This is a genomic window from uncultured Chitinophaga sp. (assembly GCF_937898475.1).
Taxonomy (GTDB): Bacteria; Bacteroidota; Bacteroidia; order Chitinophagales; family Chitinophagaceae; genus Chitinophaga.
Genome location: NZ_CALEJS010000039.1, coordinates 266,333 through 289,463 on the forward strand (window position 1 = coordinate 266,333; position 23,131 = coordinate 289,463).

18 protein-coding genes are annotated in these 23,131 nt (G+C 49.9%); 15 read left to right on the plus strand and 3 right to left on the minus strand.

What is annotated here, in order from left to right:
- Window positions 1–164: 164 nt before the first annotated feature.
- Entirely contained in the window at window positions 165–971 is an 807-nt protein-coding gene (locus Q0577_RS23025) for a phytanoyl-CoA dioxygenase family protein (protein WP_298740490.1), read from the minus strand.
- Between the two features lie 231 nt (window positions 972–1,202).
- Window positions 1,203–1,982, minus strand: coding sequence for an SDR family oxidoreductase (locus Q0577_RS23030; RefSeq protein ID WP_298740492.1), 780 nt, complete (start codon window positions 1,980–1,982; stop codon window positions 1,203–1,205).
- A gap of 68 nt (window positions 1,983–2,050) precedes the next feature.
- On the opposite strand from Q0577_RS23030, the gene Q0577_RS23035 reads away from it, so the two are divergent.
- From Q0577_RS23035 to Q0577_RS23095, 13 genes are all read left to right on the plus strand, one after another.
- A complete protein-coding gene (locus Q0577_RS23035) occupies window positions 2,051–2,674 on the plus strand; it encodes a sigma-70 family RNA polymerase sigma factor (RefSeq protein WP_298740493.1) in 624 nt (207 codons plus the stop codon).
- 44 nt (window positions 2,675–2,718) lie between these two features.
- On the plus strand, window positions 2,719–3,771 hold the full coding sequence (locus tag Q0577_RS23040; RefSeq protein ID WP_298740495.1) for a FecR domain-containing protein: 1,053 nt from the start codon (window positions 2,719–2,721) through the stop codon (window positions 3,769–3,771).
- Window positions 3,772–3,798: 27 nt separating this feature from the next.
- Entirely contained in the window at window positions 3,799–7,284 is a 3,486-nt protein-coding gene (locus Q0577_RS23045) for a SusC/RagA family TonB-linked outer membrane protein (protein ID WP_298740497.1), read from the plus strand.
- A 27-nt stretch (window positions 7,285–7,311) separates the two neighbouring features.
- Window positions 7,312–8,868: a SusD/RagB family nutrient-binding outer membrane lipoprotein gene (locus tag Q0577_RS23050; protein ID WP_298740498.1), complete on the plus strand. Its 1,557-nt coding sequence runs from the start codon at window positions 7,312–7,314 to the stop codon at window positions 8,866–8,868.
- Between the two features lie 128 nt (window positions 8,869–8,996).
- Window positions 8,997–9,458: a RidA family protein gene (locus Q0577_RS23055; protein ID WP_298740501.1), complete on the plus strand. Its 462-nt coding sequence runs from the start codon at window positions 8,997–8,999 to the stop codon at window positions 9,456–9,458.
- 159 nt (window positions 9,459–9,617) lie between these two features.
- Window positions 9,618–10,844, plus strand: a complete 1,227-nt coding sequence (locus tag Q0577_RS23060) for an aminotransferase class V-fold PLP-dependent enzyme (RefSeq protein ID WP_298740503.1) — start codon at window positions 9,618–9,620, stop codon at window positions 10,842–10,844.
- 18 nt (window positions 10,845–10,862) lie between these two features.
- On the plus strand, window positions 10,863–12,149 hold the full coding sequence (locus tag Q0577_RS23065; RefSeq protein ID WP_298740506.1) for an amidohydrolase/deacetylase family metallohydrolase: 1,287 nt from the start codon (window positions 10,863–10,865) through the stop codon (window positions 12,147–12,149).
- Between the two features lie 29 nt (window positions 12,150–12,178).
- Window positions 12,179–13,102: an RraA family protein gene (locus tag Q0577_RS23070; protein WP_298740508.1), complete on the plus strand. Its 924-nt coding sequence runs from the start codon at window positions 12,179–12,181 to the stop codon at window positions 13,100–13,102.
- Window positions 13,103–13,120: 18 nt separating this feature from the next.
- Window positions 13,121–14,251 carry a bile acid:sodium symporter family protein gene (locus Q0577_RS23075; RefSeq protein WP_298740510.1) on the plus strand — a complete coding sequence of 377 codons (1,131 nt, stop codon included), beginning with the start codon at window positions 13,121–13,123 and terminating at the stop codon, window positions 14,249–14,251.
- A 145-nt stretch (window positions 14,252–14,396) separates the two neighbouring features.
- The gene (locus Q0577_RS23080; protein ID WP_298740511.1) at window positions 14,397–14,987 is read left to right on the plus strand and encodes a TetR/AcrR family transcriptional regulator; all 591 of its coding nucleotides are present in this window, start codon (window positions 14,397–14,399) and stop codon (window positions 14,985–14,987) included.
- 79 nt (window positions 14,988–15,066) lie between these two features.
- The gene (locus Q0577_RS23085; RefSeq protein ID WP_298740512.1) at window positions 15,067–16,338 is read left to right on the plus strand and encodes an MFS transporter; all 1,272 of its coding nucleotides are present in this window, start codon (window positions 15,067–15,069) and stop codon (window positions 16,336–16,338) included.
- Window positions 16,339–16,359: 21 nt separating this feature from the next.
- Window positions 16,360–17,034, plus strand: coding sequence for a chitosanase (locus Q0577_RS23090; protein ID WP_298740513.1), 675 nt, complete (start codon window positions 16,360–16,362; stop codon window positions 17,032–17,034).
- Window positions 17,035–17,113: 79 nt separating this feature from the next.
- Window positions 17,114–18,364: an SGNH/GDSL hydrolase family protein gene (locus Q0577_RS23095; protein ID WP_298740514.1), complete on the plus strand. Its 1,251-nt coding sequence runs from the start codon at window positions 17,114–17,116 to the stop codon at window positions 18,362–18,364.
- A 24-nt stretch (window positions 18,365–18,388) separates the two neighbouring features.
- On the opposite strand, the gene Q0577_RS23100 is transcribed toward Q0577_RS23095, so the two are convergent.
- The gene (locus Q0577_RS23100; protein WP_298740516.1) at window positions 18,389–19,075 is read right to left on the minus strand and encodes a DsbA family oxidoreductase; all 687 of its coding nucleotides are present in this window, start codon (window positions 19,073–19,075) and stop codon (window positions 18,389–18,391) included.
- Window positions 19,076–19,180: 105 nt separating this feature from the next.
- Here Q0577_RS23100 and Q0577_RS23105 point away from each other — a divergent pair, with 105 nt between their 5' ends.
- Together Q0577_RS23105 and Q0577_RS23110 are read left to right on the plus strand one after the other, a co-directional pair.
- Window positions 19,181–19,564 (plus strand): helix-turn-helix domain-containing protein, encoded by a 384-nt coding sequence (locus Q0577_RS23105; RefSeq protein WP_298740517.1) that lies wholly within the window; start codon window positions 19,181–19,183, stop codon window positions 19,562–19,564.
- Window positions 19,565–19,751: 187 nt separating this feature from the next.
- On the plus strand, window positions 19,752–22,991 hold the full coding sequence (locus Q0577_RS23110; RefSeq protein ID WP_298740518.1) for a TonB-dependent receptor: 3,240 nt from the start codon (window positions 19,752–19,754) through the stop codon (window positions 22,989–22,991).
- The last annotated feature ends 140 nt before the right edge of the window (window positions 22,992–23,131 follow it).

A 23,131-nucleotide genomic window follows, 5' to 3' on the forward strand; every position in this document is an offset into this window, starting at 1 on the left:
ATTACTGAAGCGTGTTAACGGTTTTTAACGTTTGCTTGGGAATAGTCCATGGTCAATGGTCCATTGTCCATGGACGTTTAGCTATATGCCTGGCAAATGCTTTTCCCGCAATTATCATGCAAGACATTACTATGGACTATGGCCATGGACCATCGGTTCTCCCTTTACCTCACGAGGCCTGCAAAGCGCTGGTAGAACTGGGTAGGGCTGCTTTCATTCTTGGGGGCATACTTACCTGCAATGATCGGTATGTAGATCACGCGGCGGCGGCTTTCTTCCCCGCTGCGTTGTGATTGTGCTACGCGGTGCCACAGGCGGCCATCGTGTACGGTAAGGTCGCCGGCTTCGGGCAGGATCGCCACTTCTGCCGGATCTTCGGTATGATCCAGGAAATATAGTTTACGGAACAGGAAGTTAAAAAGGTTCTGGCGCTGTGTGCCGGGAATGATGCGCAGACCGCCGTTCTCCGCCTGCTGCGTGCTCAGGTGCAGGCCAACGTTCAGCATGGGGTTCAGGCGGGTGCCGTAGAACAGGTCGCGCAGACCGTCTGTATGCCAGCCCATTTTGGTAAACTTGCTCAGGGGCCCGTTTACATAATGGTTAAACACCATACCATCCTTTTCATGCGCACCAATGCGGGCGCCCGGGCCTATAAGGTCCAGCAGTGCTTCAAACCGCTGATCGCGCAGCAGTTCAGCCAGCAGGGGCGCATGCTGGTTAATGAATGCAAATCGCTGTACAATAGTATTGCCGTTGAGGTCACGGCCATATTTGATGGGTACGCCATTTACTTTAGTGACATTACCGGCTATCCATTTGCGCTGCACCTGTTCAGCGGCATCTATGATGGCCTGTACGGTGCCGGGGTCAATAAAATGCTTAAAATGGATGAATCCATGTTCTTCAAAAAAATCATGCTGTTCACTGGTGAGTGTTCCTGACAAGGTAAACCTTGGATACTGTGTGTTCATTTGAATGATTGGTTTAATGATTTTGTAAAAGATGAGTGTTTCGCCGGGCCGGCGAGTGGTGGAGTATGGGAATTAACAACAACAACAACCAGTGCTGCAGTGTTGCCTGGCTGTTAATGTAAGTAAGCGTATGGTAGTAGCTGGGTACATCTATTAGTCTACTTGTTTTGTAGGGTAAAGGTAAGTAAATATTTCAGAAAACAATCAGGGGGTAAATATTTTTTCGGAAACTTATTTGGTTTTGTAGAGGTTTGCGGCAATCCGTTCGATCATGGCTTTGGGCAGCAGGCGGGCGCCCAGCGCGCTGATGGCATTGAGCGTGCCGGGGATGATCTCCGCTTTCCCTGCAAATAATCCTTTCAGTGCCTGCGCTGCCACCAGGTCGGGCGTCATACCGAATTTTTCTGCAGTAGCCTGTATGGCCTGCATTTTAGCCCTTTCTATAAAATGAGTGTTCACTGGTCCGGGACAGAGGCAGCTTACGCTGATCTGCGTGCGTTTCAGCTCATAGCGTAATCCACGGCTGAAGCTCAGCATAAACGATTTGGAGGCTGCATACAAAGTCATGGTAGGCACTGCCTGGTAAGCAGCGGTACTGCCTACATTTAATATATATGCTTTGGGATGTTGTTTCAGCAGGGGGATGATATAATAACTAAGTTCCACTGCTAACTGCATATTCAGCTGCAGCATATTACTTTGGTCGTTCAACGGCAGTTCATCAAAATACCCCCATACACCGTAGCCGGCATTATTCACCAGCAGGCTTACGCTGAACTGCTGCGCAGTGCACCAGTTGTATACCTGTTGTGCGGCGCCGGGCAGGCTGAGGTCCAGCGCCAGGTAATGTGCTTCAATGCCATTTTCTGCAGCCAGCGTTGCAGCCAGCGTTGCCAATTCATCGGAGGAGCGGGCTACCAGTAAGAGGTTGTATTTGCGGCGGGCCAGCAATGTAGCCAGTGAACGGCCAATTCCTCTGCTGGCACCTGTAATAAGGGCATACGAAGACATGCTGGTAATTTAGAATTTTTTTGTATTATTATCCATCCTCCTTTTCAAACACTTAATTATTAAGGCCGGTGCATGCAGCTGATAGCCATATAATATGGTGGAATGCGTTTAAACAAGGCGATTGGGAAGCTTATACGGCTTTGTATGAGGAATTTTATGCGCCATTGAATAACTACGGCGCCAAATTCACCGGGGATACCGACCAGGTACACGACGCTATCCATGATCTCTTTGTACAGCTGTGGACTTCCCGCAATAATCTGGGCGCACCGGCATCTGTTAAAAATTACCTGTTTAAGTCTCTCCGTACCATGTTGTTCCGAAAGATGCAGTTGCAGTCAAAACTGGTGAACCTGGACGGCGCCATATCCAGCGGCAGCTTTAACGTAACCTTTAACCAGGAGCTGCCCTTAAAAGTGGAAGAACAGGAACTGCGGATGCAGGTGGCTGCCATGATAAGCCAGTTGTCAGACCGCCAGCAGGAGATCGTCTTCCTGCGCTTTTATGAAGGCGCTTCTTATGATGAAATAGCAGACATTATGGGTATCAGCACCAACTCTGCCTATAAACTATTATATAAGGCCCTGGAGAACCTGCAGCGTATTTTAAGTAAGCGCTCTTTCGCCCTGCTGTGCTGCATTTTACTCCAAGGTGAAATTATTTTTAAATTTTTTCCGGATTCGGAGGGATAATTTTTCCTCTTTTTGTCTATTAGTATTAAACAGCTCATTCGTGCATGCAAAAGGACAGATACATCTCATATACAATACAGGATTTTCTGGACGATGATGCTTTTGTCAAATGGGCTGGCGGCGTGGTGGAAAATGATCCGGAAACTGCCCGCTTCTGGGAGACTTTCCCCCAGGCATACCCTGACAGCGCAGAACATTACAGACAGGCGCTGCAGTTTATACAGGCCTACCGTACACAGGATACGGTAACAGCAGACAACCGTAAGGCGCAGCTGCTGTCCAGGATCACGGCCACCATACAGGAACAGCCTGTTATTGCCACAACAGGAAAAGTAAAATGGCTGCGGCCCTGGATGAAGATCGCAGCCTCCCTGCTGCTGATAGCAGCCACCGGCCTGCTGGCCCTGCAGCTGCTGAACCGCAAACAGGTGATCGCAACAGATTATGGTGAGAAGCGCACCATCACCCTGCCCGATCAATCTGTTGTAATACTAAATGCAAATTCAAGCCTGCATTATGCAGACAAATGGGATACTACTACACCGCGTGAAGTATGGCTGGAAGGCGAAGCCTTTTTTGATGTGGCCCATATTAACAAAGACACACAGCACGTAAAACCCTACCAGCGTTTCATCGTGCACAGCGAGGGCATCACCATAGAGGTATTGGGCACCTCTTTCAATGTGAAAAGCCGCCGCGGAAAGACCAATATCGGACTTATCACCGGAAAGATAAAAGTTGAAAACCACGGTAATTCCGATAGGCCGGCTATCGTGATGCTACCGGGAGATTATGTAGAATACGGCGGCAAATCGCTGCTAAGCAACCAAAAATTACAAAGGCCAGAAAAGCTAAAGGACTGGACCAGGAAGGAAATTATTTTTACCGATGCCTCGTTAGGAGAAATTATCGAAACACTGCAAGACAACTATGGCTACACAGTTGAGACAGACAACAACCAAATCCGGCAACTGAATATTGAGGGTGAGATCAATGTTGCCAATGTAGACGAATTACTGACTGTTATCTCAACTACGCTGAACGTAAAGGTGAACAAATCTTCAGAAAAACATCTGGTGTTTTATTTAGGTAGGTAGCGGGAATTATCTGCTAAAAAAAAAGACATGAGACGAACAGACCAAAATCTTTTTTTGGGCATCCTTTGCTGTGCCCTCACGTTTGGTATGGGAAAACCTGTAATTGCGCAAAATGATAAAGTGTATGCCTCCCGTCCATCCTCTCCGTTTCACATTGTTTCTTCCCAGGGTGGAAGATCCAACAGGGCGTCCATTTCTTTAAAAGAAGCACTGGACCGTTTAAGGCGCTTTCATAATATCCGGATTGCCTACCGCGAAGGCCTGCTGGACGGAAAGACCGTCCCGGCCGATGTGCTGGACAAAGCAGAGAAAATGCAGCCGGAAGCAGCCCTTAAACAACTGCTGATGGATCAGCGCCTGGAATTCAAACGTATTAACGACAAACAATTTTCCATATTCAACCCGAGTGTAAATGCTGACAGCCTGTCAAGCCTGTTCAGTATCCTGCTCTTTGCAGATAAGGTAAAGGGTCGTGTACTGTCATCCAAAGACAATAGCCCCATACCAGGCGCCACCGTTTATGTGAAGGGTAACCCCAGCACAGCTACCATGGCAGATGGAGACGGCAACTTTGAGCTGACCCTCAAAGAGGGGAACAAGACAGGCTCACTGGTGCTGATCATTTCTTCCATCGGCTTTAAACAGCAGGAGTTCACGGTGAGTAATCCCGATGACATGGTGACCATCCAGCTGGAGGATACAAACAAATCGCTCTCAGAAGTGGTAGTAACGGCTTTGGGCATACGAAAAGAAAAGAAAGCGGTGCCATTTGCAGTAACCGAAGTAAGCGGCAGCGAATTTACCCGTGCTAGAGAGATCAACGTGGCCAATGCCCTGAGCGGGAAGATCGCCGGTGTGAACGCTACCAGCCTGGCAAGCGGCCCCGGTAGTTCCAGCCGCGTGATCATCCGTGGTAATACCTCGCTGAATGGCGATAACCAACCCTTATATGTGGTAAACGGTATGCCTATTGACAACACCAATCCGGGCGGAAGTCCCACCACCAACGGTGGCGGTTTGAACGTAGACCGGGGCGATGGTATTGCCGGCATTAACCCGGATGATATAGAATCCATGAGCGTATTAAAGGGGGGCGCTGCAGCGGCGCTGTACGGTTCCCGTGCGGCAAATGGTGTGATCCTCATCACGACTAAAAAAGGAAAGGCAAGAAAAGGTATAGGGGTTGACTACAACACCACCCTGACACTGGAAGACCCCGCGGTTATTCCCGACTGGCAGTATGAGTACGGACAAGGCGACGGAGGAGTAAAGCCGGCCACACAGCAGCAGGCCATTGACTGGGGGCGCCGTTCATTCGGCACCCCTATGGATGGCCAGTTGTATACACAGTTTGATGGTAAACAACATCCCTATTCACCGCAGAAAAACAATATCAAGAACTTCTACAACACGGGCAGCACCTGGATCAATACCATTGCCTTTACCGGTGGTACTGAATCCATCAACTACCGCTTCTCATTGTCTAATACAGACAGCAAAAGCATCCTGCCTAACTCTTCTCTTAATAAGAAGATCGCCAACCTGAATGTGAATGCCTACCTCGGGAAACGCATCAGCATTGAGGCAGTGGCGCAATACAACGTGGAAGAAGCCAAGAACAGGCCCAGCTCGGGCGATGCGCCCGGCAACCCCAACTGGGCCGTATACATGATTGCCAATACCGTGGACATACGCTCTATGGATCCCGGTTATGACGCCAGCGGCCGCGAGATACAGTGGAACGAAACACCCTACGCCTCCAACGCCTATTTTGTGGTGAACCGTTTTCAGAATAACGACAACAAGAACCGTTTTATAGGCCAGGCCAGTATCAAGTACGATCTGCTGAGCAACCTGTCTGTAAAAGGTACGGTAGCGCGTGATTTCTTTAACTACGATTTCACCGGCATCATTCCTACCGGTACTGTATATACGCAGGGTGCCGCCGGCGAGTATAGCGGCAGGAAGATCTCCGTGGCAGAAACCAATGCCATGCTTACCCTGAACTACAACCAGAAATTCTGGAACACGGTAGGCCTGAACTTCCTGGCAGGCGGCAACCGCCGCAGGTATTCCAGCGATATGACCGCAATAGACGGTGCGCAGTTTGTAATACCGTTCTTCTACAGCTATACCAACCTGGCTACGGTAACTACCAAACCTACCAGGAACCGTACCGGCACCAATTCCTGGTTTGCCTCTGCAGATCTGGATTATAAGTCCATCATATTCCTGACGCTCACCGGCAGGCAGGACTGGTTCTCTACCCTGAGCCCGAAGAATAACAGCATATTCTACCCGGCCATAGGTACCAGCTTTATTCTGTCAGACGCCGTTAAGCTGCCCTCCTTTGTGAACTTTGCAAAGCTGCGTGCATCCTGGGCGCAGGTAGGTGGCGCAACACCTGATCCTTACATCCTCAACCAGACATATACCAGTGTTCAGGGCGGGCACCTTGGGCAGCCCGTGCAACAGATCACCACGTCTAACAACGTAAACCTGGTGACCAATTCCAGCCTGAAACCGCTTACCGCCACTACCTATGAGGCCGGGTTGGAGGCACAGTTCCTGAACAACCGGCTGGGTATGGACCTTACCTTTTACAATCGTAAAACCACCAACGACATTGTACGTACAGCTATATCCCGCGCTTCCGGTTATAACGACGCCCTGCTGAATGTGGGCGAACTGACCAACAAAGGTGTGGAATTACTGCTTACCGGCACACCGGTGAAACGTAAGAACTTTTCCTGGGATGTGAGCTATAACGTTGCTTATAATAAAAGCGAAGTGGTAAAACTGGCAGAAGGGTTGAATACCATAGAAATGGCTGCCAGCGTAGGCGGATGGGCCTTTGTGCACAACGCAGTAGGCCGCCCGTATGGCATTATCAAAGGGTATAAGATACAGCGTAATGAAAAGGGCCAGATCATTTACGGCTCTAACGGCTATCCGCTGAAAAGCGAGCTGACAGAGCTGGGCAGCGGCGTACCACCGTGGACCATGGGCCTGACCAATACATTTAACTACAAACGTCTTTCCTTAGAATTCCTGGTAGACGGTAAGTTCGGTAACAAGGTATTCTCGACCATGGATGTATATGCTACCCGCTTTGGACTGCATAAACAAACGCTGCCGGGCAGGGAATCTGGCCTGGTGCTGGATGGCGTGGATGCTTCCGGCAATGCCAACCCGCATACCATACCGGTATCAGAACTGCGCCTCTACTACGATAACCTGAAGAACTATACGGAGCTGTTTGTACAAGACGGGAGTTTCGTGAAACTGCGCCAGGTGATCCTGAGCTATCAGCTGCCCATCTCTCATATCTGGCGGCTGAAAATGGAATCTGCAGCCGTGTCATTTGTGGCGCGTAACCTGCTCATCTTATACAAACAGACAGACAATTTTGATCCGGAGTCCAGCTATACCAGCGGAAACGCACAAGGATTCGAAGCCTTTGGCGTACCGCGCACCAGGAGCTATGGCTTGAACCTGATGGTGAAATTCTGATTTCTTCACGCTTACATCAAAGAGAATATGTTAAGAAGTATTAACAAACTGATATATGTTGCTGTAATGGGGGTGTTGGCATTACAGGCCTGTGATAAAGGTTTTGAGGAAATGAATACCAATCCAGACGCATCACCCAATGTGCAGCCGGAATTCCTGTTCAGCAAAGCATTGATGGATGGGGTAAGCGGTGGCTATGGCACCACCATCACCACCTGGTATTCTACCAGCATGGTATGCGCAGGCGGCGCCATACAACACTATGCCACTTACAAGGATGTACCCGGGCTGGGCGATAAATACTATTTTCAGCAGGGTAGTTACCCCTATGCGTATTTTGAGAATACTTACCCGGGCGCGGTAAACGAAGTGAATTCCGTTATCAATGCGCTACAGCAGGATGCGGAGGTCAATGTAAACAAGCTTTCCATTGCCCGTATCTGGCGCGTGTACATCATGCACCGCATTACCGACCTTTTTGGAGATGTGCCTTATAGTGATGCGGTGAAAGGGTATACAGATAATCATTTCACCCCTTCTTACGACCAGCAGTCGGCCATTTATCCCGACATGCTGAAAGAGCTGGACGAAGCTGCCGCTGCTTTTAATGCCGCACAACCCAGCTTCGCGGCCGGCGACTTTGTGTACAACGGTAATATCACACAATGGAAAAAGCTGGCTTACTCCCTGATGCTCCGCCTGGGCATGCGCCTGAGCAAGGTAGACCCGGCGGCGGCGCAAACATGGGTGCAGAAAGCCATTGCCGGCGGTGTGATTACCACGGATGGCGACAGGGCCACCATGAAGTATGCCGATGGCCCGCAAACCTATAACCAGAACCCCGCCTCTTATGATATGCTGAGCAACAATTTTGCAGTGGCAAATGGGGATGGTAATACGGAGGGCGGCAAGTTTGCCAAAACACTGATCGACTACCTGAAAACCAATAACGATCCACGTCTCAATGTCATTGCAGTAGTATGGGTAAATGGTAAACCGGATACAAGCACTACCCTGCAGAAGGGAATGCCTAACGGCCTGCTGGGCAAGCCGGCTGATTTTGTGAGCTATTCGGAGCCTAATCCCAATACCATACTGCTCAAAGCAGCGCCGTTCATCATTATGAGCGCGGCTGAAACGAACCTGCTGCTGGCCGAAGCTGCCGCCCGCGGATGGTACGCGGGCGATGCGGCAGCAGCCTATGAGAATGGCATCAGCGCCGCCATGCGCAACTGGTCTTTATTCGGTGCCGGTGGCGTGATCAGCAATGAGCGTATCAGCGCTTACCTGGCCAGCCATACCTTTAACAGCGGCGGCAGCCTGAATGAGAAACTGAACCAGATCCACACGCAGATGTGGGTGGCCCTACTGATTGACGAGCAGGAGGCATGGGCTAACTGGCGGCGTACCAGCTTCCCGGTACTGACACCGGTGAACATCCCGGGCAATATTACTAACGGGACCATCCCCCGGCGCCTGATCTATCCACCTTCTGAAGAAAGTGTTAACAATGCCAACTTCCAGCAGGCGGTTCAGCGCCAGGGTCCGAATGAGTTTACCACCCGTGTATGGTGGGATAAATAATACAACATGTCTGAAGTTTGAGGGTGAAAGGTTGATGTTCGGATAGGGAGATTTAAGTAAATTTACTTATCCGCAACAACCAGAAACACACCTCAAACTTCAAACCTCAGACTTCAAACTTTGGAACTATGATAAACGAAAGAAGAAGCGTTATTAAAAAACTGTTCACGTCTATCGCAGGTATTGCCGGTTTTGGCGCTGTAGCCAAAGCTGCCTCAGGTACAGCAACATTTGACAAACAGGCCGAGGGGGTGGTGTATGACCAGGAAGTACCCCTGTTCTCCAGCATTACCAAGCACAATGGCCTTGTTTTCATTGCCGGTATAGGAGCGCATTTTGAAGGCGATATTAAGTCCCACACAGACCATGTGCTGAAGGAAATGGAAGCGCAGCTGAAGAAAGCCGGTACTTCTATGGATAAAGTACTGAAAGTAAGCGTTTTCCTGCATGACCTGAATGACTACAAAGGTATGAACGAGGTGTTCCGCGGGCGCTTTGGCAATAATCCGCCGGTACGCACTACGGTGGCAGTATATGGCGGTGTGCCGGGTAACTCATTGGTGGAAATGGACTGCATTGCCGCTCAGTAAACGTTTGAAAGTTTAACTGTTTGAAGGTTTAACCGTTAGAGCGTTTGAACGTTTGAAGAAGGTCTTACCAGGTAAGCGGTCCTTCAAACTTTCAAATCCCAAACGTTCAAACTTTCAGACGCTCAGGCTTTCAAACCTTCAAACTTTAAAACTTTTTGTATGATCTCTCGCAGAAATTTAATAAAAAATCTTTCTGCCGTTCCCCTATTGGGTGGACTGGCGGGCACCACCAAAGTGCTTCCCTTCCTGGAAGCAGCGCCGGCAGCCGGCAAGGACTACTTCAGGGAACTGGGTGTACGCACATTCATCAATGCTGCCGGTACCTATACCGCGATGACGGGCTCACTGATGCTGCCCGAAGTGCTGGAAGCCATCCGGTATGCATCTAAAGAGTATGTAATGCTGGATGAGATACAGGATAAAGCAGGCCAGCGTATTGCCTCCCTGGTACGCAGCGAGTATGCGGTGGTAACCTCCGGCGCCTTCTCGGCCATTACCCTTGGCCTTACCGGCGTACTGGCAGGAATGGACGAAAAGAAGGTGGCGATGGTGCCGCAACTGGAAGGTACCGGTATGAAAACGGAAGTGATCATGCAGAAAGCACATGACATTCCCTATGCACATGCCCTGAAGAACACAGGTGTAAAGGTGATTATGATAGAAACAAGGGAAGAGCTGGAGAAGGCCATCAACGACCAGACGGCCATGCTCTTTTTTGTGAATGCCAACAACTATGACGGCAAGATACAGGTGGAAGAATGGATCAAGGTTGCCAAAGATCATAACCTGCCCGCCATGATAGACTGCGCAGCAGATGTGCCGCCGGTGGAAAACCTCTGGCGGTATACGGAAATGGGATACGACATGGTTTGTTTTTCCGGCGGCAAGGGTATTCGCGGCCCGCAGAGCGCCGGCCTGCTGCTGGGTAAGGAAAAGTACCTGAAGGCAGCCAGGTTAAGCATGCCCCCCAGGGGTAATACCATTGGGCGTGGAATGAAAGTGAATAAGGAAGAGATTTTGGGCATGATGGTAGCACTGGAACTGTATGTAGCCCGCGACCATGCCAAAGAATGGAAGCAATGGGAAGCACAGATTGCCCAGATCGGCGATGCCGCTAAATCGGTACCCGGCGTAACGGTGGAAACAAAAGTGCCGCCGGTAGCCAATCATATTCCCACCCTCCATGTTTCATGGGATGCACAAAAACTGCCTTTCACCGCCGCCCAGCTAAGGGAAAAACTGCGCAAAGGCACCCCATCTATCGAAGTAGCAGACGGACAGCATGGTAATAAATACGCCATCAGCATCACAACCTGGATGCTGGTACCGGGACAGGAAAAGATCGTAGCGGCAAAATTGAAGGAAGCGCTGTCTGCAGAGTCCTAACGTTTAAAAATATATCGGATGAAAAGATTCATGAAGAACGGGTGCCTGCTCTTCGCAGGCATGCTGTTTTTCAGCGGAGCATGTATTGCCCAGCAATACAGCCTGCTTATCAAAGGCGGCCATGTGATAGACCCGAAGAACAACATTGACCGGGTAATGGATATTGCCATTAACGGTGATTCCATCGCTGCTGTAGCAGCCAGCATCAACCCCTCTGCCGCAAAGAAAGTGATCAATGCCGAAGGCCTGTACGTAACACCCGGATTGATAGACATGCATACGCATAATTTTGCGGGCACGGAAGACGGCCGTTATCTCAATAACAGCTATGTGGCAGTGGCGCCGGATGGCTTTACCTTCCGTTGCGGGGTTACCACCGTGGTGGATGCAGGCAGCTCCGGCTGGAAGAACTTCGAGCTTTTTAAGCGGCAAACCATCCTGCATTCTCAAACCAGGGTGCTGGCATTCCTGAACATAGTGGGAGAAGGCATGCGTGGCGGCGTGTATGAACAGAACGCAGCAGATATGGATGCCAAAATGACCGCCCTCACCATCCTGCATAATAAACCGTACCTGGTGGGCATTAAGCTGGCGCATTATGTAGGTGCAGAATGGACGCCGGTAGACCGTGCCGTAGAAGCAGGTAAGATAGCCAATGTACCGGTAATGGTAGACTTTGGCTCACAGCAGCCCCCCTTATCACTGGAAGCATTGTTCATGGAGCACCTGCGACCAGGCGATATATTCACGCACGCCTATGCGCAATTGAAAAGCCGCCAGGCGATCGTGAATGAAAAAGGGATACTGGAGCCTTTTGCAGAAAAAGCCCGCAAGAAAGGGATCATTTTTGATGTAGGGCACGGCGGTGCCAGCTTTGCTTTTTCACAGGCAGTGCCTGCCATGAAGGCCGGCTTTTTCCCTACTACTATCAGCACAGACATACATACTTCCAGTATGAATGCAGGGATGAAAGATATGCTGAACGTAATGTCCAAATGCCTGAACCTGGGCATGGATGTGGCAGCCGTTATAAGGGCCTCTACCTGGGAGCCGGCTAAAGCCATTCAGCATGAAGAGCTGGGGCACCTGTCAAAAGGAGCTGTGGCTGACATTGCCATCCTGCAGGTAATGAAAGGGAAGTTTGGTTTTATTGACGCCATTAACAGCCGTATGGATGGTAACCAGAAACTGGAATGCGAGCTGACCATACGCGCCGGTAAAGTGGTGTATGATCTGAACGGCCTGGCTGGTACGCCTTACAACCCTGCTGCAACCATATCCACAGAAGAACCCGGAGATCATTGATTCCATTAAACTGATACACGATAGCCATTATGAGGATAACATACCTGTTAACATTATTACTGCTGGTTTGCCTGCCTGGCCTGCTGTCAGGGCAAACCCTTTCAAAAGAAGAGTTGATCTTTCTCACATCTGCCTGGAAGGGAGCGCGCTTTCCGGATGGGCGCCCTAAGGTACCAGACAGCCTGCTGGAAAAGGCAAAGCATATTGGCATAGAGGAAGCATGGACCATACTGGATAACGATGGCTACCACTGCCAGTTTGAAGGCGGCTGGAAAATACTGCACCCCGAAACGCCCATGGTGGGCAGGGCTGTAACCGCTATGTATATGCCCGCCCGCCCGGATGTGGAAAAGAACATCCTGGAGAGAGGGCATAACCAGGGATTTAAAGGCAATACCAATTCCTGGCCCATACAGCAGCTAACCAAAGGCGATATCTATGTGGCAGATGGTTTTGGCAAGATAGCAGAAGGTACGCTGATAGGGGATAACCTGGGTAATGCCATCTTCAGCCGCACAGGCAATGGGGTGGTATTCGATGCATCCGCCCGCGACATTGAAGGGCTGGCAGATATAAACGGGTTCAATGCCTTTGTACGCGACTGGCACCCTTCTTATCTGAAGAACGCGGTGCTTATGGGACTGAACACGCCCATTCGTATAGGCGGGGCGGTAGTGCTGCCGGGCGACCTGGTGCTGGCCCAGCGGGAAGGTATTCTCTTCATACCGGCCCATATGGCTGAAAAGGTGATCAACACGGCGATCTTTATTGGTATGAAAGATCAGTTTGGGCACGCCATGCTGAAGTCCGGTAAATACACACCCGGCGAAATAGACAACCAGTGGACGGAAAAGATCAAGGAAGAGTTCCTGCAATGGCTGCAGCAGCATCCGGGGCCTATACAGCTGAATAAAGAAAAGCTCGATCAATATTTACAGGGAAGAACCTGGTAAGCATTTAAATCGCACGTTATGTCATTCTCTTCCAATAAACCCAGCCTGTTCATGGCTATTGTCGCCGCAGTGCTGCTGCTGGTTAATATCATCCTGTTCAGTACCGGTAACACCACCAAGGCAGGGCCTTTCATGATCGCATTCTGGGCGGTGCTGGCCATCCTGTTCAACAGGCATACCGCTACCAAAGGATTTGTATACACTTTGATGATATTTACGGCTGTAACAACAGCTTTATTCTACCCACAGCCTTTTACAAAGCCTAATGGCTGGGACCTGTCTTTATTGATCACACCATTGATCCAGGTCATTATGTTTGGCATGGGCACCTCCATGAGCCTGCGCGATTTTTATGGCGTTGTAAAAATGCCTGCCGGCGTGTTCATTGGCATTACCTGTCATTTTACGATTATGCCGCTGGTAGGCCTGCTCCTGGCCACTACCCTGCGTTTCCCGCCGGAGATTGCCGCAGGGGTGATCCTGATAGGGTCTGCGCCATGCGGCATGGCATCCAATGTAATCTCTTACCTGGCCAGGGCCAACCTGGCGCTTTCTGTTACACTGACGGCAGTATCTACGCTGCTGGCGCCCTTCTTAACACCGTTGCTGATGCAATGGCTGGCAGGTAATTACATTGAGATCAGTGTACAGAAAATGATGTGGGACATCGCCAAGATGGTAATCATTCCCGTGGCGGGCGGACTGGTGTTCAACCATTTCCTGAGCGGCCGTATCGGCTGGCTGGACAAGCTGATGCCAAAGCTCTCCATGGCCGCTATTGCATTTATTATTGTGATCATCACCGCTCATGGCCGCGAGAGCCTGCTGAATGTGGGTCTATTGCTGGTGCTGGCAGGGCTTGCGCATAACCTGGCCGGTTACACGCTGGGCTACTGGTTTTGCCGTTTAATACGCATGAAGGAGCAGGACTGCCGTACTATTGCTATTGAGGTGGGTATGCAGAATGGCGGCCTGGCGTCTGCCATTGCCAAAGAAATGGGAAAGATCGCTACAGTTGGACTGGCGCCCGCCATTTTTGGGCCGGTGATGAATATTACTGGCTCCCTGCTGGCGTCCTGGTGGCATCGCAGGCCGCCTGAAGGCACGGAAGAGTCCGAGGCTGTAGCAGAAGCGGCCATCTTTCAGTGATGGGTTGATCGTTTTACCAGCAGAGACAGCAGCCATATTTTTTCGCTGCCCTGAATTGTTGCCTGGCAATAACTCAGGGCATTTTTTATATCCATTCAGAAATATATTTTTAAATGAGCGAACGCTCACTTACCTTTGTGCCAGCATGAGGGCAAGAGATGAAAATAAAGAACGCATGATCCGCCAGAAGGCCATTGAGATGGTGGTAAAACAAGGGCTGGACGGTTTTGGCGTGAACAGACTGGCTAAAGCAGCGGGCGTTTCTCCTGCCACCATCTATATTTATTACAAAGACAAGGAAGATCTCATTTTCCAGCTGGGAACGGATATTTCAAAAAGAATGCTGGCAGACAGCCTACAGGATTTTGACCCGGATGCATCTTTTGCGGAAGGCTTAAAGAAGCAATGGCTGAACCGTATGCAGTTTTACCTGAAGCACCCGCTGGAGGTGCAGTTCATTGAACAGATCAGGTACTCCAATTACTATGAAGAGATCCAGGCTGAATTAAGCAAAGGTTTCAGGGAGGTAATGGGAAAGTTTGTACACAATGCCATTGAGCGCAAAGAGTTGATACCGCTCCCCTTTGAAGTATACTGGAGCGTTGCCTACGCGCCTATGTACCAGTTGATAAAATTTCATAACCAGGGCAAAACCTTTACCGGCAGAAAGTTTTCCCTTAATGATAAAACGATCCTGCAAACATTGCAGCTTGTACTGAAAGCTTTAAAGCCATAAGCTTTTTTTGCCGCGTTAACTAAATGAGCGCTCACTTAAGGAGTGCTTTCGTCGTACATCATCTTAAAATAACAACGTTATGACTTTATCCGCCAAACCTAAAACCTTCACCTCCTACCAGGCGTTTGTAATAGCCGTCCTGGCCATCCTGCAGTTCACCATCGTGCTGGACTTCATGGTGCTGTCTCCCCTGGGCGTATTGCTGCTGGAAAAATTAAAGATCAATACATCACAATTCGGCCTGGTGGTATCTGCCTATGCATTCAGCGCAGGAGTATCAGGTCTGCTTGCAGCGGGATTTGCCGACAAATTTGACCGCAAGAAGCTGCTCATGTTCTTTTACACCGGTTTTATCATCGGTACTTTTCTTTGCGGCATTGCGCCTGATTACTATTTTCTGCTTATTGCCAGGATCGTTACAGGCCTGTTTGGAGGGGTAGTAGGCGCAGTAAGCTTTGCGATCATTACAGATCTTTTTAAGCTGGAAGTAAGAGGCCGGGTGATGGGGTATGTACAAACAGCCTTTGCCGCCAGCCAGGTGTTAGGTATACCCATCGGGTTGTTGCTGGCAAATCATTTTGGCTGGCATGCCCCTTTCCTGATGATCACCGCTCTCGGTGTATTGCTGGGCATTGTGATCGCAGTATATATAAAGCCGGTTACGGCACATCTCCAGATCAGGTCAGAAAGGAATGCCTTTTCCCACTTGTTTAAAACAGTGGCTTCGCCCCGCCACCAGTTAGCGTTTGCCGCTACTACCTTACTGGCTACGGGCGGCTTTATGCTGATGCCTTTTGCCAGTGCCTTTACCACCCACAATCTTGGTATTACATTAAACCAGCTGACATGGCTGTATGGTATTACCGGGGTATTCTCCATGATATTCGGCCCGCTGGCCGGGCGCCTGAGCGATAGGTTCGGGAAGTTTAACGTCTTTGTGGCAGGTACCCTGATCACCATGACCATGGTGGCCATTTACACTAATCTTGGCACTACGCCTTTTGCGCTGGTAGCCGTGATCAATGTGCTGATGTTCCTGGGTGTATCTACCCGTATGATCTCTGCTTCGGCATTGACAACAGCCGTTCCTGCCCCGCAGGACAGGGGCGCCTTTATGAGCATCAACGCTTCCGTGCAGCAGATTTCCGGCGGCATTGGCGCCGCGGTAGCCGGCCTGATAGTAGTGCAAACCAGCAGCGGAGCATTGGAGCACTATAACTACCTGGGCGACGTAGTGATCGGCGCCATGATCATCACCATCATTATGATGCGCCTGGTGAATAACATGGTTAGTTCTTCCGCAGGTAAAAAACAAACAGAAAAAACGGTAGATTTGCCAGCTGAAGTATAACCCTTAAACCCCTACCCCTATATGATCACAGATCAACAGAAAAAGAAGATCATCCAGATCGTGAACGTCATGGAAACCGGGACACCGGATGGCCGTTATGACCAGATCTCCATATTTGCAGATGGCAAGAATGGTACAAAGCAGATCACTTATGGCAGAAGCCAGGCTACAGAGCAGGGTAACCTGAAGAATATTGTTCAGCGATACGTGAATGCCGGCGGCAAATATGCCGCGGAATTCAGTCCATACCTGCCCCTGATCGGCAAGAAGCCACTGGTGAACGACGCCCGGTTTAAGCAGCTCTTAAAGGATAGTGCGAAAGAAGATCCGCTGATGAGAACCGCGCAGGATGAAACTTTTGAGATCCTCTATTATGTACCGGCCGCTCATTTTTTTGACCAGGAAAAGTTTACACTTCCACTCAGTATGCTGGTGATCTACGACAGCTACATCCATTCAGGCAGTATTCCTGCCTTCCTCCGCAGCCGCTTCCCCGAAGCCACGCCGGTACGCGGCGGCGATGAAAAAACCTGGATAGCTGAATACCTGCGGGTACGGCAAAACTGGCTGGCCAATCACCCCAGGAAGATCCTGCATCCCACGGTATACCGTACCAAAGCTTACCTGGAAGCCATCAAAAAGGATAACTGGCAGCTGGATAAACCGCTACGCGCCAACGGTGTAACAATACCTTAACAGGTTCGCTGAAAAACAGCATCATATTTGTACTGAAATGAGTTATGGCAGCTTCTTAACAGCTGCCGTAACTTCAGGTATGAACAGAATTTTCCTGGTACTGGCGCTGGCTTTTTCTATGGCAGTGCATGGCGAAAAGCAGTATGATAAGACAGACGAGCCGCCGGCTTTACATGCCCGGCGCGGATTGCCCAATGTGCTCACTAAATTGAAGAATGGTGGCCCGGTGGTGATTGCCTACCTGGGTGGCAGCATTACAGCCGCCCCGGGATATCGGGTACAAACAGAACAGTGGTTCCGCCAGCAATATCCAAAGGCACGCATCAAAGCCATTAATGCAGGCGTTGGCGGCACCGGCTCAGACCTGGGTGTGTTCCGCCTGCAGGAGGATGTGCTGCAGTATAACCCCGACCTGGTATTCATAGAATATGCCGTCAACGATGGAGGAGATTCAGTGGCCATCCACAGATCGATGGAAGGCATTGTACGGCAGATAAAAAAACATGACCCGCACACCGATATTTGCTTTCTCTACACCGTTTCAGAACCAATGCTGAAAGTGCTGCAGCAGGGACAGGAGATACGTTCCGTAAAATATACCGAGCAGGTGGCCCAATACTACGGCTTACCCTCCATCAACCTGAGCTGGGACGTGATGGAGCAGCTGCAGCAGCATAGGCTGGTTTTCCGCGGACAGAAAGGCACTGATTATGGCAGCCAGACGGTGTTTACATTTGACGGCGTACATCCTACAGTGGACGGGCACCAGGTATACACCGCTACTATTACCAGGGCTTTTACAGACATGGAAAAGAACAGTGCAAGGGTGCAGGTGTCAGATGGCCTTCCAGCACCGCGTACGCCCGGCTGTTATGAGCAAACCGCCCAGAATTCACCCGCCACCTTTAAGAAAACCAACGGCTGGAAGAGCGGGAAAGGAGACCCGGCGCTTAAAAGTTTTGCTACGGCTTTTCCGGATTTGATCTACTCAGGTGATCCGCAGGATAGTCTGGTTGTCCGTTTTAAAGGAACCGCGATCGGCGTGCAGGATATTATCGGACCCAGTTCGGGCGCAGCCCTGATCACGGTTGACGGGAAGCCGCCTGTCCGCAGGATCCGCTTTGACAAATATGGCGTTAACTACCGCAGGCATTACTTTGTACTGGATTCACTGGGAGAGGGTACGCATACAGTGGTATTCAAGCCCGATCCTACCCCGGTCGATAAATTCAAACTGGTTAAGCCGGCCGCAGGGCAGGATCCGGCAAAGTATAAGGAGAATGATCTGTACATCGGTAAGATAATGGTGGTAGGCAGCTTACTGCAATAAGTCCGCCGCCTATCCGCATTATGATTATGCACAGTCGCCGTCTATAGAACAGGCATTGCCATTATTATCCGTAGCGGCTTGCTCATTGTAAGACTGCTGAAGGGCTTTCAGGAATACTTCTTCCGGTTGTGCGCCTGATACTGCGTATTTACGGTCTATCACAAAGAAAGGTACGCCCCTTGCGCCCAGTGCAGCTGCTTCTGCTATATCCCGCTGCACTTCCCGGGCGTAGGTGTTGCCGGAAAGGGTGCGTCTTACTTCTTCCGCATCAAGACCTATACCGGCGCCCAGTTGGGCCAATACTTCCCGGTCTGAAATATCCTTTCCTTCTGTAAAGTACGCCCGGAACAGGCTTTCTTCAGCCGCGTCTCCCAGTCCGTGTTGGGCGGCCAGGTGCACAAAGCGGTGCGCGTCAAAAGAGTTGGCCACTACTGCCTTGTCAAGATTGTATTCCAGTCCCACCGCAGCTGCCATGCCGCTTACCTGCTCATTTAACTGTTTGGCGTAGCTCAATGTCCAGCCCTTATGTTCTGCCAGGTATTCATGGATGCTTTGTCCGCTGTTATTCACCAGCTCTGGGTTCAGCTGAAAGCTTTTCCATTCTACTGTGATGTGCTCCTTCCCCGGGAACTGTGCCAGTGCTTTCTCGAACTTCCGTTTACCGATATAACAAAACGGGCACATTACATCTGACCATATTTCTACTTTCATATTAGTTAGGTGTTGTAACATCAAAAGTACGTATATTTGCTTACAAAAGGTAAGTGCTTGCCCAAAGGTAACTGCCCTAAGACAGATAAATTAAAACCTCCTGTTATGTTGAAGCGTAACGAAAAACCAGATTCAGAAGAATGCCTGGGCGCGCTGGGCGCCGTACAGGATGCGCTGTATGTGTTAAATGGCAAATGGAAGATCCCCATCATTATTGCCCTGCGGGAAGGTCATAAACGATTCGGGGAATTACAGAAAGCAGTAAAAGGCATATCGGCCAAAGTACTTTCTCATGAATTGAAACACCTTGAAATGAATGAGTTCATTGAACGCAGGGTGTGCGATACCATGCCTGTGGTAGTTGAATATGAACTGACCCCTTACAGTGATACCTTAAGTCATGTTATAGAGTCTTTAAGGCAATGGGGTGAGGCGCATCGGCATAAAATACGCAGCAGTGTGAAGGAGAAAAAAGCGGAAGCGGTTTGATCTATTTTCCTTATATTCGGTGATCATCAACAATCAAAATCTAATAATCCTTGCTGTAATTATCTGGAGTAGTCTATAGGAAGCGGCGTAATCTCAAATAGGTTCCGGTGTCATCATCTATACGGAACCCTGTACCATCTTGTATCAACCAATCGCATATCAACCGATCAACCGAAAATAAATCGCTATGCTACGTAAAACGAAGTACAAGTTCCTGATGGGCCTTCCATTGCTGTTATTAAGCGTATTACACCTTTTTGCACAGGTTACTACCGCTACTTTGAGTGGTATTGTAAAAGACCCCAAAGGACAAGCCCTTGCTGCCGCCACTGTTACCGTTGAATATGCCAACGCCGGTATCAGGCAGGGACAGCTTACAAAGGGAGACGGCCGTTTCACTGTTCCCAACCTCAGGGTTGGGGGGCCGTATAAAGTAACAGTGAGCTTCCTGGGTTATCAGGAAAATGTAACGGATAATATCTTCCTTGAACTGGGCTTGAACAATGTGCTGGAAATACAGATGCAGGAGCAGGCGGTAGAATTGAAGAACGTTACGGTTACCGGCCGTTCTGCCATTTTTGATAATAAAAAGACAGGGGCTTCTACCAACATTACCAACCGTACCATCAGGTCGCTTCCTACCATTTCCCGTTCTGCAGATGATTATCTGCGCTTAACCCCTTCAGCTTCTTTTACCTACAACGGGCTTTCCTTTGCAGGACGTAACGGTCAGTATAATAATTTCTCGCTGGACGGCGCTGTGTTCAATAATCCCTTTGGCCTGGATGCGCCTACCCCCGGCGGACAAACCGGTGCGCAGCCTATTTCACTGGACGCTATAGACCAGATACAGGTGAACATTGCCCCCTATGATATTACACAGGCAGGGTTTACCGGCGCCGGTGTAAATACGGTGACCAAATCAGGCGACAATAACTTCTCGGGCACCGTATATGGCTTTTACCGCAATGAATCCATGACCGGTAAAAAAGTAGATAAGAACAAACAGGTAGTGCCGGATCTCAGCCAGCTGCAAACAGGTTTCTCTCTGGGCGGTCCGGTTGTGAAAGATAAGCTGTTCTTCTTCGTCAACTTTGAAACTGAACAACGTAAAGATCAGGCCAGCAGCTATGTGGCACGCAACAGCTCCAATGCAGGTAACAGCAATACCTCCCGCGTGCTGGAGTCAGACCTGCAGCAGGTAAGCAGCATACTGAATACCCGTTTTGGATATAATACCGGCCCTTACCAGGGATTTACCCTTGACCAGAAAAGTTACAAATGGCTGGTAAAACTGGACTGGAACATTACCAGCGATCACCGCCTTTCTTTTACCTACAACGGACTGGACGCCACTAAAGGTAAACCCGCTCACCCCAGTGCCATCGGCCGCCGCGGACCAGATTATACCACCCTGCAGTTCGAGAACGCCGGTTATGAGATTGTGAACAAACTGCATTCTTTTGGTGCTGAACTGAAATCCAGCTTCGGCAGCTCTGCAGCCAATAAGCTCAGGGTAGTATACACTACCTTCAGGGATAAACGTAATCCCTTCTCTGATCCCTTCCCGGTGATAAATATTACCAAGTACGGCGTACGTTACATTATAGCCGGACACGAGCCCTTCTCTATCAATAACCGCCTGAATCAGGACGCGCTGCAGATCACCAATAACTTCAACCTGTTCTTCAATAAACATACCGTTACGCTGGGCGCCTCCTTTGAATCGTTCAAGTTTGGCAACTCCTTCAACCTGACCGGTTACGGACCAACCATATTTGCAGATATTGATATTGATGCCTTTTTGACGGAAGTGCCCCGTGGCGGTAATGTGATCTTTGGCTCAGCACCGCTGGACCCCTTTGTAACTTATGCCAGGAACAGGGCTGCGGCCGACAAATGGCTGTGGTACTATCTGACAGTAGGCCAGGCATCTGCATATGCACAGGACGAGTGGCAGCTGTCTGAAAGCTTCAGGCTAACATACGGCCTGCGGGTAGATATGCCCTTCTACTTCAATGCCCGCTTCAGCCAGCCCGATTTCAATGATGACGGCACCTTCATAGGTTCCTATACCGAGGGAGAACCCACGTTTGCCAATAATGATGATCTTGTTATGTTTGATGAAGATGGCAACCGCCTCACCAATGGTGTAGGAAAAGATGTTGACAATACGCGTTTCCCTTCAAGGAGCCCCCTCTTTTCGCCGCGCCTTGGTTTTAACTGGGATGTAAAAGGAGATAAGACCTTACAGGTACGTGGCGGCTCGGGGCTGTTTACCGGCCGTTTCCCCTTTGTATGGATCGGTAACCAGATCGGCAATCCCTTTAGCTCATTCTACAACGTAACGGCCAGGAACTTTAAATGGCCCCAGGTATGGCGCTCTAACCTGGGACTGGATGTGCGGATACCTTTCGGGACAGTATTCAGCACCGACGTGGCGTATACCAAAGACGTAAAAGGCATGATGGTGCGCAACTATAAGCTGGGTACACCCTCCGGTACTTTTAACTCAGGCATCGGCGATAACCGCAAGATCTACCTGCCAGCAGACCAGGGCGCCAACAATGTCTATGCATTTACCAATACCAGCGTAGGTTACCAATTTAATGTCAGCTTCCAGGCGCAGCAGAATTTCCGGAATGGCCTCTTTCTCATGGCGGGTTATAACTTCCTGATCGCAAAAGATGCCAGCTCTATCTCTGCTGAAATATCCAGCGATGCATTTGACCGTAACCCGATCCTTAACAATGCCAATGAAGCGGTGTTGTCTACTTCGTTGTATGGCAACACGCACCGTATCATAGCCGCCGCGTCTAAAAGATGGAGCTACGGTAAAGACAAGAAACTGGCCACCACCGTTTCTCTTTTTGGTTCTCTCACATCCGGCAACCGCTTTGCCTATGTGTATGGCGGCGATATCAACAACGACGGCACCAACACCAACGATCTGATGTATGTGCCCACAGATGCAGAGATCGATATCATGCAGTTCTCTCCCCTGGTAGATGTGAACGGCGTTATGCAGAATGCCGCCGCCCAGCGTACTGCATTCAAGCAGTTCATCAACCAGGATAAATACCTGCGCAGCCGCAGGGGACAGTACACAGAGAAATATGCAGGAGAGAACCCCTGGCTGAACCAGCTGGATCTGCGTATCCTCCAGGACTTTGTCATTAAAGGCACCAAACGGAACCAGACCATACAGCTGAGTATCGACTTTGTGAACATCGGTAACCTGATCAGCAGTAAATGGGGCGTGGTTAAATATGCTACTACCTCCGGCTACTTCCAGCCGCTGCGTTTCTTTTACGAAAACGATGTGCCCACTTACCAGTTCGATCCTTCCCTGCAGTCAACATTTACCCCCAGCCCGGATCTGCCTTCCCGCTGGCAGATGCAGGTGGGGTTGAGGTATTCATTCTGATTTCATCCCTTCAATAATAGCGCATGGTCCATAGCATCCCGTATGTTATGGACCATGCGCATTTAAAGAATGTCCCGATATGTCGCTATCCTGTCCGGTAATTGTTTTGCGCTTATCCTACCTTGAGCTCAAAATACCAC

What these genes read in the sequence shown, in the direction of transcription:
- Q0577_RS23075 (WP_298740510.1), top strand. Translation starts at nt 13,121, where the DNA reads ATGTCATTCTCTTCCAATAAACCCAGCCTGTTCATGGCTATTGTCGCC.
- Q0577_RS23060 (WP_298740503.1), top strand. Translation starts at nt 9,618, where the DNA reads ATGATCTCTCGCAGAAATTTAATAAAAAATCTTTCTGCCGTTCCCCTA.
- Q0577_RS23055 (WP_298740501.1), top strand. Translation starts at nt 8,997, where the DNA reads ATGATAAACGAAAGAAGAAGCGTTATTAAAAAACTGTTCACGTCTATC.
- Q0577_RS23085 (WP_298740512.1), top strand. Translation starts at nt 15,067, where the DNA reads ATGACTTTATCCGCCAAACCTAAAACCTTCACCTCCTACCAGGCGTTT.
- Q0577_RS23040 (WP_298740495.1), top strand. Translation starts at nt 2,719, where the DNA reads ATGCAAAAGGACAGATACATCTCATATACAATACAGGATTTTCTGGAC.
- Q0577_RS23110 (WP_298740518.1), top strand. Translation starts at nt 19,752, where the DNA reads ATGCTACGTAAAACGAAGTACAAGTTCCTGATGGGCCTTCCATTGCTG.
- Q0577_RS23025 (WP_298740490.1), bottom strand. Translation starts at nt 971, where the DNA reads ATGAACACACAGTATCCAAGGTTTACCTTGTCAGGAACACTCACCAGT.
- Q0577_RS23045 (WP_298740497.1), top strand. Translation starts at nt 3,799, where the DNA reads ATGAGACGAACAGACCAAAATCTTTTTTTGGGCATCCTTTGCTGTGCC.
- Q0577_RS23105 (WP_298740517.1), top strand. Translation starts at nt 19,181, where the DNA reads ATGTTGAAGCGTAACGAAAAACCAGATTCAGAAGAATGCCTGGGCGCG.
- Q0577_RS23080 (WP_298740511.1), top strand. Translation starts at nt 14,397, where the DNA reads ATGAGGGCAAGAGATGAAAATAAAGAACGCATGATCCGCCAGAAGGCC.
- Q0577_RS23090 (WP_298740513.1), top strand. Translation starts at nt 16,360, where the DNA reads ATGATCACAGATCAACAGAAAAAGAAGATCATCCAGATCGTGAACGTC.
- Q0577_RS23070 (WP_298740508.1), top strand. Translation starts at nt 12,179, where the DNA reads ATGAGGATAACATACCTGTTAACATTATTACTGCTGGTTTGCCTGCCT.
- Q0577_RS23095 (WP_298740514.1), top strand. Translation starts at nt 17,114, where the DNA reads ATGAACAGAATTTTCCTGGTACTGGCGCTGGCTTTTTCTATGGCAGTG.
- Q0577_RS23030 (WP_298740492.1), bottom strand. Translation starts at nt 1,982, where the DNA reads ATGTCTTCGTATGCCCTTATTACAGGTGCCAGCAGAGGAATTGGCCGT.
- Q0577_RS23065 (WP_298740506.1), top strand. Translation starts at nt 10,863, where the DNA reads ATGAAAAGATTCATGAAGAACGGGTGCCTGCTCTTCGCAGGCATGCTG.
- Q0577_RS23100 (WP_298740516.1), bottom strand. Translation starts at nt 19,075, where the DNA reads ATGAAAGTAGAAATATGGTCAGATGTAATGTGCCCGTTTTGTTATATC.
- Q0577_RS23050 (WP_298740498.1), top strand. Translation starts at nt 7,312, where the DNA reads ATGTTAAGAAGTATTAACAAACTGATATATGTTGCTGTAATGGGGGTG.